The organism is Anaerotignum sp. MB30-C6 (genome assembly GCF_030908465.1).
Taxonomy (GTDB): Bacteria; Bacillota; Clostridia; order Lachnospirales; family Anaerotignaceae; genus Chakrabartyella.
The window spans coordinates 2,689,715-2,701,725 of the sequence record NZ_CP133078.1 but is presented as its reverse complement, the minus strand read 5'-3'; the positions used below and the strand labels follow the sequence as shown (position 1 = coordinate 2,701,725).

10 protein-coding genes, 1 tRNA gene and 1 pseudogene are annotated in these 12,011 nt (G+C 39.6%); 10 read left to right on the top strand and 2 right to left on the bottom strand.

All coding sequences use genetic code 11. The features are described from left to right. The first annotated feature begins 11 nt into the window (after positions 1–11). From RBQ60_RS13150 to RBQ60_RS13130, 4 genes and pseudogenes are all read left to right on the top strand, one after another. A complete protein-coding gene (locus RBQ60_RS13150; protein WP_307884138.1) occupies positions 12–1,502 on the top strand; it encodes a hypothetical protein in 1,491 nt (496 codons plus the stop codon). Beyond that, on the top strand, positions 1,490–2,215 hold the full coding sequence (locus RBQ60_RS13145) for an ATP-binding cassette domain-containing protein (RefSeq protein ID WP_307884137.1): 726 nt from the start codon (positions 1,490–1,492) through the stop codon (positions 2,213–2,215). The genes RBQ60_RS13150 and RBQ60_RS13145 overlap by 13 nt, the downstream gene beginning before the upstream one ends. 359 nt (positions 2,216–2,574) lie before the next feature. Next, positions 2,575–4,811: pseudogene (gene feoB, locus RBQ60_RS13135) on the top strand (ferrous iron transport protein B). Positions 4,812–4,823: 12 nt separating this feature from the next. Next, the gene (locus tag RBQ60_RS13130; RefSeq protein WP_307884134.1) at positions 4,824–4,961 is read left to right on the top strand and encodes a FeoB-associated Cys-rich membrane protein; all 138 of its coding nucleotides are present in this window, start codon (positions 4,824–4,826) and stop codon (positions 4,959–4,961) included. Between the two features lie 200 nt (positions 4,962–5,161). On the opposite strand, the gene RBQ60_RS13125 is transcribed toward RBQ60_RS13130, so the two are convergent. Both RBQ60_RS13125 and RBQ60_RS13120 read right to left on the bottom strand, forming a co-directional pair. After that, entirely contained in the window at positions 5,162–6,217 is a 1,056-nt protein-coding gene (locus RBQ60_RS13125; protein ID WP_307884133.1) for a CAP domain-containing protein, read from the bottom strand. 239 nt (positions 6,218–6,456) lie between these two features. Then, entirely contained in the window at positions 6,457–7,143 is a 687-nt protein-coding gene (locus RBQ60_RS13120) for a TIGR00266 family protein (protein ID WP_307884132.1), read from the bottom strand. Positions 7,144–7,338: 195 nt separating this feature from the next. Here RBQ60_RS13120 and RBQ60_RS13115 point away from each other — a divergent pair. The 6 genes from RBQ60_RS13115 (at position 7,339) to tig (ending at position 11,926) form a co-directional block, all read left to right on the top strand. Then, positions 7,339–7,410: transfer RNA gene (locus RBQ60_RS13115), tRNA-Gly, on the top strand. A gap of 259 nt (positions 7,411–7,669) precedes the next feature. After that, entirely contained in the window at positions 7,670–8,794 is a 1,125-nt protein-coding gene (locus RBQ60_RS13110) for an aldo/keto reductase (RefSeq protein WP_307884131.1), read from the top strand. An 18-nt stretch (positions 8,795–8,812) separates the two neighbouring features. Beyond that, positions 8,813–9,247: a DUF1893 domain-containing protein gene (locus RBQ60_RS13105; protein ID WP_307884130.1), complete on the top strand. Its 435-nt coding sequence runs from the start codon at positions 8,813–8,815 to the stop codon at positions 9,245–9,247. Position 9,248: 1 nt separating this feature from the next. Beyond that, on the top strand, positions 9,249–10,148 hold the full coding sequence (locus tag RBQ60_RS13100) for an SPL family radical SAM protein (RefSeq protein WP_307884129.1): 900 nt from the start codon (positions 9,249–9,251) through the stop codon (positions 10,146–10,148). 15 nt (positions 10,149–10,163) lie between these two features. Next, positions 10,164–10,445 carry a DUF503 domain-containing protein gene (locus RBQ60_RS13095; RefSeq protein ID WP_307884128.1) on the top strand — a complete coding sequence of 94 codons (282 nt, stop codon included), beginning with the start codon at positions 10,164–10,166 and terminating at the stop codon, positions 10,443–10,445. Between the two features lie 179 nt (positions 10,446–10,624). Beyond that, positions 10,625–11,926, top strand: coding sequence for a trigger factor (tig, locus tag RBQ60_RS13090; RefSeq protein ID WP_307884127.1), 1,302 nt, complete (start codon positions 10,625–10,627; stop codon positions 11,924–11,926). The last annotated feature ends 85 nt before the right edge of the window (positions 11,927–12,011 follow it).

Genomic DNA, 12,011 nt, shown 5'->3' with positions numbered 1-12,011 from the left:
GAGGGATGGATATGAAAAATAAAATAGTTTGGATTATGGCCGTGTCCATCTTGATTTTTGCAGGGTTTATGGGCACAATGTCCCGATTAAAAGATAATGGTATTTTTTACTTAAAAGATATCGAGGGGCAAAGGGAGTATTTAGAACTTTTTCCTGTGGAGGGTGTCACAGGGGATGGAAGTCACGGCTTTATATTTCAATTAGATGAGGGACAGCTTTCTACGAAACACTACCCTTTTGGAACAGAGCAGATCAACACCATTCTTTTTGCTGAAAGAGAAGGGATAAGGGGGTTAAAGAAATATAACTATGACTATTACAATCAGGACTTTCTGAAAAGGCCGTTAGTCTCCGTAGACTCTGCACCGTCTAAGGATGCAACACTACAGCATACAGATGTAATACATGAAGAGGTTTTAAGGAATGAAAACTTTAGAAATGAAGAATTTAGCGGTGGGGAAACGGTAATCGCAGATAAAGTTGATATTTATTTAGATATGTGGGGACGAAGCGGTAACGGTCATGCAAGAGTTCGTACGGGAATGACCTTGCAGGAGGAGGAGTATTACTACACCAGAGGCGATTATGAAGAGACAGATAGTTATTTTTTTCAGAGTTACTTTTCCTATAATGATATGCAGGTGGAAGCATCTTCAATAAAGCTTGGAGATACATATTATTGCATTGCCATTCCCAACAGAGAATGCCAAGGGGAAACATCCCTTTTTCGTATCAAAGAAGAAGGGCTGCAGGTTCATCAAGAAGAGTATAGTGAAAAAGGGTTATATGAGCAGAGAGAATATGGGGATGCAGACATACTTTGCACTTTCCCTGTGGATGAGGACAATCGGGTTCTTGGTATGTTTGCCGTTGGTGAGTCTTCTCTTGGAATATTTAGAGTTGAAGGGGAAAGAGTATTTTTTGAAATTTATGATACTGAAGGCAAATTGATCGTAAGGGAATTGGTTTCACAGGAGCATGGAAGCAAAATAAGTGAAGTAGAGGCGGATGTGGTTGCATGGGATGGAAAAGACGTGTCTATCTACTTTAGAATGTATCAGGTTTTTGAGCAAGAGGGCACTGAGATTTGGGAAGGCACCATTTTTGGGTTGTACCAAGTGGATGAAAAGGGCTTAAAGAGGCTGAATTATGATGGTCAGGACAGCGGAAAATTACTTATGGTATGCAGAAATAATTTGATTTTAGATGTATCCATGGTGCATGATGAGGAGCTGAACGTTCCTTATTATTATGGTTATCAGGTGCATCTTAGCGTGATGAATGGGGATACGGGTAAAGTTTTGTACAAGGGGAAAATACAAACAGATTACGCGGAGGATCTATATAAACTTTTTTCGCCACATAATATCGCTGTAAATGCGCCTTATCTGGAAGAATCTATGCCTAATTACTATGTTGGTGATATCATTGTTCAAAGGCAAAGACAAATCAGCAATATTTTACCAATCAACGGAAAGGTGGAAAATATATGGTTCAGATAGAGAAGTTATATTTTACCTATCCAAATTACGCAACGGTTTTAGAAGATTTAACTTTTTCTGTTCCAAAGGGGCAGATTGTGGCTATATTAGGTGCAAATGGTGCAGGAAAGACTACACTTTTAAAACTAATTGCAGGGCTTTTGGCGCCGGATGGGAATTTGCAGGTTTTAATAGATGGGAAAGCCCCTCTAGAGCTGGCAGGAAAAATTGCATTTATCAGTGAAGGGGGAACATACTTTAATGATTTAAAGCCCAAGGAATACGGTGACTTTTTGCAGGATTTTTTTCCGTCCTTTGACAGACCTTACTTTGACATGCTTTTGGAATTTTTTCAGTTACAGGAACGACCAATTAAAAAAATGTCTAAAGGGCAAAAGGCTAAGGTGGAGGTAGCCGCAGGTATGGCAAAGCGTACCCCATACATTATCATGGATGAACCTTTTGTGGGAAAAGATATGTTTACGCGTCAAGACTTTATGCAGGCTCTGGCAGGGACACTAACGGGGGAGGAAACGATTTTTATTACCACCCATGAGATCAGTGAAATTGAGAATTTTGTGGATCGGGTCATTATTCTAAAAGAAAATAATTTGGTGGTAGATGTTACTTTAGATGAGTTGCGCCAAGAGGGAAGAACCATTCAAGAGCTAATGAAGGAGACTGTGGGTTATCAGGAACATAGTTTCTGTTCCCTTTTGGAGAAAATAGAGTAGGTAGGCTGTGAAAGAAGTAGATTTTTTTGTATGGGTAATCCCCACGGGGTAAATGAAGGACTTATGAAGGAAATGCAGGAGATGCAGGGGAATCAAGAAGAATAATCTTTCAAAAAAGAAATGGGGTTGTAAATTATAGTTCATACTTGAGGTTTAAGCCTATACTCCTTTGTATCCAAAGTTCATCGGTTTACTTCTTTATTTTATACAAAAATACATAGTGTGTGTTCGAAAGAAAAAAGGCAATCATTCCTTTTAATTACAGGGATAAACTGAATTGACATGAAAGGTGGCCTATGCTATACTTTCACAAGAATTAGTAGTTAGTCCTAGTTAATTATTGGGATAGAGGGATGATTATGACGTTAAATGAATTGCCCATTGGCAAAGAAGCAGTAATTACGAAGGTTGGTGGCGAGGGCGTATTACGCTATCGTCTTTTAGATATGGGGTTGATCCCCAAAACAAAGGTAACAGTGACAAAAGTTGCACCTATGGGCGATCCTATAGAGTTGCGTTTAAGAGGGTATACCCTTACCATCCGCATTGAAGATGCACAGAATATTCATGTGATTGAGGGGACAAAAAAATGATATTTGCTTTAGCCGGAAATCAGAATTGTGGGAAGACAACGCTGTTTAATCAGTTGACCGGTTCCAATCAGCACGTGGGTAACTTCCCTGGTGTAACAGTGGATCAGAAAATTGGCGAAATCAGAGGGCATAAGGATTGTAAGGTTGTGGACTTGCCGGGGATTTATTCCATCCGCCCCTATACAAGCGAAGAAATCGTGACCCGAGACTTTATACTAAATGAAAAGCCCGATGGGATTATAAATATTGTAGACGCTACGAATATTGAAAGAAATTTGTACTTAACTTTGCAGCTAATGGAAATGAGAATTCCCATGGTTTTGGCATTAAATATGATGGATGAGGTTCGCAATAACGGTGGCACGATAAATGTGGAAAAGATGTCTGAAGTACTAGGTATCCCTGTCATTCCCATAAGTGCCGTAAAAAATGAGGGCATTGATGAACTGCTTAACTGTGCGATAAAGGAAACAAAGCAGAAAAATATGCCTGAGCGTTTGGACTTCTGCCCTCAAGGGCCTGTGCATCGATGTATTCATTCTGTTTGTCATCAGCTTGAAGACCATGCGGAGAACGCAGGGCTTCCTTTGCGTTTTAGTGCCACCAAAGTAATTGAAAATGACGAGGATATTATTCAAAGGTTGAGCCTAAGCCAAAATGAGTTGGAGTTAATTGAGCATAGTATTATTGAAATGGAGACGGAACTTTCCATGGATCGAAATGCAGCTTTGGCAGATATGCGTTATGACTTTATCGAAAGTGTTTGTGCCTCAACGGTGATAAAATGCCAAGAGAGCAAAGAGCATATTCGTAGCGTTCGAATAGACAGCCTGTTAACCCATAAACATTTGGCTATTCCCATTTTTATTGGAATTATGTTCACCATATTTTTCCTTACATTTAACGTATTTGGAGCGGTTTTAAGTGATGCTTTATCCGTATTCATTGATGGAGTTACTGCTTGGGTTGACAATGGTCTTACCGCATACGGAATTAACCCCGTAGTACATAGCTTGGTAATTGAAGGTATCTTTGCGGGCGTGGGTAGCGTTTTAAGCTTCTTGCCTATTATCGTTGTATTGTTTTTCTTCCTGTCTATTTTAGAAGATACAGGATATATGGCCAGAGTTGCCTTTGTGATGGACAAGCTTCTTAGAAAAATTGGCCTTTCTGGGCGAAGCATTGTTCCTCTTTTAATTGGTTTTGGCTGTACAGTGCCTGCAGTTATGGCAACGAGAACCCTTTCATCGGAAAGGGATAGAAAAATGACCATTATGCTCACGCCCTTTATGAGTTGTTCTGCAAAAATACCCATCTACGCTGTTTTTGCGGCGGCATTTTTTTCTGAGTATGCTGCTTTGGTTATGATTGGTTTGTATGTAGCGGGGATTGTCACTGGGATTCTGGTTGCCCTATTATTTGGGAGAACGGTTTTCGATGGAAAGCCAATTCCTTTTGTAATGGAACTTCCTAACTATCGCTTTCCTTCTGTGAAAAGTGTGTTCCTATTGATGTGGGATAAGGCGAAGGATTTCTTACAAAGGGCATTTACCGTTATTTTTGTTGCCACCATTATTATTTGGTTCCTGCAAAGCTTTGACAGTCATTTAAACATCGTAACAGATAGTGCAGATAGTTTGTTGGCTATGGTAGGACGGGTTTTGGCTCCATTGTTCGTTCCCTTGGGTTTTACAGATTGGAGAATCCCCACGGCTTTGATTACTGGCTTTACTGCAAAAGAGGCAGTTGTCAGCACCATGAGTGTGTTGTTGGGAACAACGGTAGCCCAGTTAGATAGTGCACTGGCATCTTTATTTACACCAATTTCTGCTATTAGCTTTCTAGTCTTTACATTACTTTATACGCCTTGTGTGGCAGCTATTGCGGCGGTGAAAAGAGAGTTAAACTCAGGGCTTTTGGCCGCTGGTATCGCATTGCTACAGTGTGTGGTGGCATGGATTGTTGCTTTTGGGGTATACCAATTATTACAGTTATTTGTGTAAGGGGTTAAAGCCATGGGTATATTTGATTACATTATTTTAGGTTGTATTGCCGTTTCTTTCATTCTGGCCATTCGTAATATGAATAAAAAGGGCGGCTGTAGTGGCTGTTCAGGTAATTGTAGCAATTGTAATAATAAAGAAAAGAAATAATTAGGTGTACCCTGTTGAGGGTACACCTTTTTTACGCCGATGGAAGATAATACACTATGTTTCATGGGAAGAGGTACAAAAAATCATTAGGGAATTATGTAAGTGGAAGGGAGAGGAGAGGTTATCATTTTTAAAGTACGTTGTCATTTCTGCATTTAAAAAAGTGTACCTATGAAGGCACACTTTTATGATTTGGTTTATTAATATGTGAACAACTGTGTCCAAGCTGTGTTATCAACACCAACACCGATATACTTAAAGTTGGAGTTTAAAATATTTTTTCTATGTCCTTCGGAGTTCATCCAATCGTTTACAACCTGTTCGGGAGTTTTTTGTCCAAGGGCAATGTTTTCTCCAGCACCACGATAAGATGCACCCGCTTCATCAAGGGCTGTGAAACAGCTTCTGCCGTCAGGTCTTGTGTGAGAAAAACTGGACTGAATCTCTTTTGCTCTAACCTGAGCTGCTGCCATAACTTTTGTATCTACGGATAATGGGCTAATACCCTGTTTTGCTCTTTCTTCATTTACCAAGTCAACAACTTTCTGTGCGTAAGCAGAGATAGAAGCAGAAGTATCATTGGTCGTTACTGAACCTTTATCAGCGGAGCCTGTATCAACGGGAACGTTGTTGTTGGTACCTTTATCAGCAGTGCCCTTATCTACGGGGGTGTTGTTAGCAGTGCCCTTATCTATGGAAGTGTTATTGCAAGAGCCGTTGTTGCAGGTATTAGCGGTACTCTTATCAGCACAGCTATTGCCAGCACAGCTTTTGTCAGCACAACTCTTGTCAGCACAGCTATTGTCAACACAGCTCTTTTTAACACAGCTCTTATTTACAGCAGCGACTTTTTTAGCGGTAGCCTTTTTTGCTGTAACTTTTTTCGCTGTTACTTTTTTTGTGGAGCCCTTAACAGTGGCTGCCTTAACAGCGGAACCCTTACTACAGGATGTTTTAGATGCGCTATCCACGGAACCACCATTTAAGTCGCAATTAAAATTTGGAACTGTGTAAGAGCCTTTTGTGTTGGAGCAGTTTAAGTTCTTTACAATGCTATCAATATCCAGGGAATTCAGACAATTTTTACTTGTGCTGCCATTCTTGTCATTAGTTTGAGTAATACAATTTCTGATACTTGTATTACTTGCGCATTGTAAAGAGGTGGAAGCATTTGCGCTTAGTGGCATAGCCATAGCCTGCACAGACATGGATAATACTGCAACGGAAACTGCTGAGATTAATCTAAATTTTTTCATTTAAGTTCCTCCTTAGAAGTTGAAAATTAACAATTACGATATTGTTTCGAAATATTATGTAATTGTTACGAAAGTGTTACACGCATATATTACCATACCATTTTATAGAATAAAAGCGGAAACATATTCCAATTTTTTTATTCAACTCTTAGGAGTGATTGCCTTTATCATTATTAAAGAATTGAGGAGGCAAACTTTAGTTATCATTTAAGCTAATCAATGCTTTGCGGATGACTAAATCAGTTGGAGGAGCCCGAAGGGAAGTATGGTCTCAGTACGCCAGCAACAGCACTGATGGGCATGGTTTGCAACCAAACATGACCTGGGCCTGTGATGACAGTATTGAAAAGACCTTCGCCACCGAAGAGCATATTTTTAAGCCCTGGAACCGTCTGAATATCCATTGAACACGTGGTACTCATTGCGGCAAGGTAGCCGCTGTCAATAACAATTTGTTGCCCTGCCTGAAGATCGTACTCAACGGTATGGCCGTCGAATTCAGCGAAAAATACCCCGCTTCCTGATATTTTTTGAAGAATAAAGCCTTCTCCACCAAATAAGCCCGAAGCAAATTTTTTATGAAAGTGGACAGAAAGCTGAATGGTGGATTCTCCTGCCAAAAACGCACTTTTTTGCAATATATACTCCTGATTTGGGCCAACTTCAAAGGCCTTAATGCTTCCAGGAAAGCTTGAAGCAAAGGCAATTACGCCAGACCCTGGATTAGCAGTATATTTATTTTGAAAAAAAGATTCCCCTGAAAACATGCGGCCAAAGGCTTTTCCAAATCCTCCGTTTGTACTTGTATCCATCTGCATATTCGGCGACATCCAAGCCATGGAGCCTTTTTCTGTAATCATTGTTTCTCCCTCATCCAGTTTACAAATAACAACTGGTAAGGTATCTCCCAGTATTTCATATTTCATTTAAAATCCCCCTTTTAATAAAGTTTATATTTAAGAAAACAGATGAAAAATCTTTCACAATATTTGCCTTTTATTATATCATAAAATGAAAAAAGAGAAGGAGAAAAGATAAAAAAACTTAGTTTTTAGCCAACAATTCTTTACGGGCTTGACAAGCCTAAAGAATTATAGTATGATATCTATGCAATTTAATATGCGCGAGTGGCTCAGTGGTAGAGCATCGCCTTGCCAAGGCGAGGGTCGCGAGTTCGAATCTCGTCTCGCGCTGTCTTAATCGGTTTTGAATATTCAAAACCGATTTTTTTATTATATTTTTCAAAAATACGAAAGATTCCAGTGGAAAGACTTCATAATACGAAGTCTGATTTATCTTTATTAGTTTGTCTTTGTTAGATATAAGAAAAAACTGGGATTTCTACGAGAATTATGGTAGTCTAAGGATAATGTTTTATTTTGATAATGCGATTTTTAAATACGGATTTAGTAATGTAATCATTACTTAGGGGCGTTTAAAAGGAGTGATTCTATGGAGAAGAGACAGCTAGAGAACTTAGGAATAGAGACTTCCCTATTGGGGTTTGGGTGTATGCGTTTTCCTTTGACGGCAGAGGGCAAGATTGATGAAGTACAATCTCAAGAAATGATAGACTATGCGTTAGCCAGTGGTGTGAACTATATTGATACGGCTTATTTTTATCACGATGGCGAGAGTGAAGTTTTTTTAGGAAAGGCCTTGAAAAACCATGACCGTGCCTCCTATTATCTGGCTACGAAGTTACCCGTTTGGATTTTAAAGGACAGACAGGACACAAGAAAAGTGGTAGAAGAGCAACTGAGCCGTTTGGGCACAGAGTATATTGACTTTTATTTGCTGCACACCTTAGATCGAAAAAAATGGGACATTGCATTGGAAAACGATATTTTATCTATTTTAGAGGAACTGCGACAAGAAGGGAAAATTCGCCACATTGGGTTTTCCTTCCATGACGAGTATGATGTTTTTGAAGAAATTTTGCAGTATCGCAAGTGGGATTTTTGCCAAATACAGCTAAATTATATGGATACAGAGGAACAAGCAGGAATGAAGGGTTATCATCTCGCTGAGGAATTGGGCATACCTATTATTGTTATGGAACCAGTTAGGGGCGGTGCTTTGGCAAATTTCTCGGAAGAGATGAACGCAAAGTTTCAGGCTTTGGATGAGCAAGCCTCCATTGCTTCCTATGCTTTACGTTATGTTGCAGGGCTTTCAAATGTAAAAGTCATTTTAAGTGGAATGAGTTCCATGGAACAGGTGAAGGATAATATAAAAACATTTTCTCCCTTTATCCCCTTAAACCAGAGGGAAGAGGCAGTGATACAGCAGACACGAGACATTTTGCAAGCTCGGGTACAAAACGGCTGTACTGGGTGTGGCTATTGTATGCCTTGTCCACAAGGGGTAAACATACCAGATAACTTTAAAATATGGAACACCTATCATATGTACCAAAGCTATGAACCCATTCGATTTGCCTGGGCAGGATTGAGAAGAAAAAGGAAAGCCAACCAGTGCATTCAGTGCAAAGAATGTGAAGATAAGTGTCCACAGAAGATAAGCATTTCAGAGGATATGCCCCGTGTTTGGGCAGACTTGAATGAGAAGAACTAGAAATGAGAGGAAAAAAGCATGTTGCAAAAGGAAGAACAGGCAAGAGCCGCTTTGGCAGGTGAAGGAGTAACCTTTGCTGCGGTTTCTACCCAAGGTGAATTACGCACCTCTACCCAAAAAGGTATTGCCCCTATTATGGAAATTTTAAAATCAGAAGCCCAGTTTTTAGAAGGGGCGTATGTGGCAGATAAAGTAATTGGAAAAGCGGCGGCGTTATTATTGGTGAAAGGTAAGATAAGCCACTTGTACGCAGGAGTCATGAGTGCCCATGCGGCAGAGGCGTTAAAAGAAAACAACATACCCTTTGAGTATGGTAAATCGGTGCCTTATATCATCAACCGTAGGAAAGATGGTATGTGTCCCATGGAGGCTACGGTTTTGGAAGAAACAAATGTTGAGGAAGCATATCTGAAACTACAAAATAAACTGGCGGAGTTAAGAGGGAGCAAATAAAATGAAAGGTTGCAGTCCCATTCAATGCAATACAGCTTGTACTTTTGTAAAAGGGAGATTCCCCTATCATTGGGATTTGAATGTTTATAGAGGTTGTACCCACGATTGTAAATATTGCTATGCTCGTTATTCTCATAAATATTTACAAGATTCAGGGGGCTTTTCTGATACCATTTTTGTGAAAACAAATATTGCAGAAGCTTTGGAAAGGCAGCTACGAAATCCAAGATGGGACAAAAGTGTAATCAATTTGGGCGGCGTAACAGATAATTATCAACCGGCAGAAGCTACCCAGGAACAAATGCCGGAAATTCTACGTCTTATGATTCGTTATCAGAATCCCATCATTATATCCACCAAGTCGGATTTGATTTTACGAGATTTTGACCTGATTGAAGAATTATCACGTAAGACATATGTAAATATTGCGTCTACCATTACCACTGCCGATGAGGCTTTGCAAAGAAAATTGGAGTCAGGAGCAGTTAGCCCTAAACGTCGATTTTTCATGCTAAAGGAATTTGGTAAAACCAAGGCATCCACGGCAGTGCATATGATGCCCGTGATTCCTTACCTTACCGATGGGGAAGAAAACCTGAATACCATTTTTTCCAATGCAAAGGAAGTCGGGGTGGATTACCTGTTAAGTGGTCTTTTATATTTAAGGGGAGAAACAAAACAGGTGTTTTATCATTTCTTGAAAAAAGAATACCCCAATTTATTGGTGGAATATCAAAACCTCTATCATAAGGGCGAGCTAAAGAATTATAGAAATATAGTATACGAAAGATTGAGAAAAGTGCGAGGTAAGTATCAAGTTTCCGCTGACTACAAAAGCAGGCTGGATAGAGAGGTTCATGGGAAAGACGAACCCATTCAGCTAACTCTTTTTGATACATAAGGAAGGGGGAATTCGATGATTATCGGTAGCTGCGAAGTAACGTTTTATGCGGATTGGGTATCATCCCTAAAGGAAAAGCGTATGGTCGTGAAAAGTCTTGTTGATAAAACCAAGCACAAGTTCAATGTTTCTGTTGCTGAGGTGGATTGTCAAGATCAACATAAAACCATTGTGATCGGTTTTGCTTGTGTTACCAATGAAAAACGACATGCCGACAGTATGATACAACACATACTGCGCTTTATGGAACAAAACACAGAAGCGGAAATGATTACCACAGAAATTGATGTGTTTTAGGGAGGATTTTTGGCTAAAACAGAGGATTTTTTTACGTGAAACAGTAGATTTTCAAAATACCGTGTGTTATAATAACCTTTGATTGTGCAGTTTTAGGAACTGACATTTGAGTGACAACAGTTTGATTTTTTTATAAGCTTGGTTGTCATAGAAACATATTTTAAGGAGGAGCTTCAAACATGAACGCAACATTGTTGAGCAAGGAAAAAACAGAAGTAAAATTTTCTTTTGAAGTTAGTGCAGAAGTATTGGAAAAAGGTATGGCTTTTTCCTATAACAAACATAAAAATCAGATTTCTATCCCTGGTTTCAGAAAGGGTAAAGTGCCCAGAAAATTAATCGAGGCACAGTACGGCGAAAGCTTTTTCTATGAAGATGCAGTAAACCATATCTTTCCCGAAGAATATATGGCGGCTGTGAAAGAGTTGGGATTAGATGTTGTTTCCACACCCACATTGGATGTAGACTATATCGAAACTGGCAAAGGTGCAAAGTTCCTCATTGATGTAACAATTAAGCCAGAAGTAAAGTTAGGTCAGTACAAAGGCCTTTCTGTTGAAAAAGTAGTTTCTGAAGTAACAGAAGAAGAAGTTTTGGAAGAACTGAAAACAGTTCAGGCTAAAAATGCAAGAACTGTAGAAGTTACAGATAGAGCAGCAGAACTTGGTGACGTTGTAAAAATGAGCTATGAAGGTTCTGTGGATGGTGTTCCTTTTGAAGGTGGACAGTCTGACGAACATGACTTGGAATTGGGCAGCGGTATGTTCATTCCCGGTTTCGAAGAACAGGTTGTAGGCCACGGATTGGGCGAAAAGTTTGACATTAGCGTGAAGTTCCCTGAACAGTACCATTCAGGGGATTTGGCTGGCAAGGACGCCGTTTTTGCAATTGAAATCAAAGGTATTACAAAGAAAGAACTGCCTGAGTTGGATGATGCATTTGCAGAAGATGTTTCTGAATTTTCCACTTTGGATGAATATAAAGCTAGCATTCTGGAAAAGCTTGCAAAGGAGAAAGAGGAAAAAGCAAGCCAGATTCAGGGTGATAAGCTGTTAGATGTAGCTGTTGCAAACTGTGAAATGGAAGTTCCACAGGTTATGTACGATAACAAAATTGACAGCATGATGAAAGAGTTTGAAGAAAATATCACTCGTCAGGGCTTAAGCTTAGATATTTATTGCCAGTATATGGGCACAACTCCTGAAGAAATGAGAGAAAACTTCAAGGATACGAGCGTGAAGAGTGTTGACGCAAGACTGATGCTTGAAGCGATTGCAAAAGAAGAAAGCTTGGCTATTTCTCAGGAAGAATTGGAAGCTGAAATTTGCAAATATGGCGAAAGCTATGGTATTGATGGAAAGACTATGCTGGAAATGTTCAGAGAAGAAGATAAAGAGGCACTGGAAATGGATATGCTCGTTAGAGCAGCAATGAAGCTGATCGAAGAAACAGCTATTTTTACAGAGCCTAAGGCTGAATAAGACCAACCAATTAGGCACAGGTTTCCTGTGCCTAATTTTAACTTTATAGAGTTAAGGTGTTTCAAAGTAATAAAAAATAAATGGG

What these genes read in the sequence shown, in the direction of transcription:
- RBQ60_RS13150 (WP_307884138.1), top strand. Translation starts at nt 12, where the DNA reads ATGAAAAATAAAATAGTTTGGATTATGGCCGTGTCCATCTTGATTTTT.
- RBQ60_RS13145 (WP_307884137.1), top strand. Translation starts at nt 1,490, where the DNA reads ATGGTTCAGATAGAGAAGTTATATTTTACCTATCCAAATTACGCAACG.
- RBQ60_RS13130 (WP_307884134.1), top strand. Translation starts at nt 4,824, where the DNA reads ATGGGTATATTTGATTACATTATTTTAGGTTGTATTGCCGTTTCTTTC.
- RBQ60_RS13125 (WP_307884133.1), bottom strand. Translation starts at nt 6,217, where the DNA reads ATGAAAAAATTTAGATTAATCTCAGCAGTTTCCGTTGCAGTATTATCC.
- RBQ60_RS13120 (WP_307884132.1), bottom strand. Translation starts at nt 7,143, where the DNA reads ATGAAATATGAAATACTGGGAGATACCTTACCAGTTGTTATTTGTAAA.
- RBQ60_RS13110 (WP_307884131.1), top strand. Translation starts at nt 7,670, where the DNA reads ATGGAGAAGAGACAGCTAGAGAACTTAGGAATAGAGACTTCCCTATTG.
- RBQ60_RS13105 (WP_307884130.1), top strand. Translation starts at nt 8,813, where the DNA reads ATGTTGCAAAAGGAAGAACAGGCAAGAGCCGCTTTGGCAGGTGAAGGA.
- RBQ60_RS13100 (WP_307884129.1), top strand. Translation starts at nt 9,249, where the DNA reads ATGAAAGGTTGCAGTCCCATTCAATGCAATACAGCTTGTACTTTTGTA.
- RBQ60_RS13095 (WP_307884128.1), top strand. Translation starts at nt 10,164, where the DNA reads ATGATTATCGGTAGCTGCGAAGTAACGTTTTATGCGGATTGGGTATCA.
- tig (WP_307884127.1), top strand. Translation starts at nt 10,625, where the DNA reads ATGAACGCAACATTGTTGAGCAAGGAAAAAACAGAAGTAAAATTTTCT.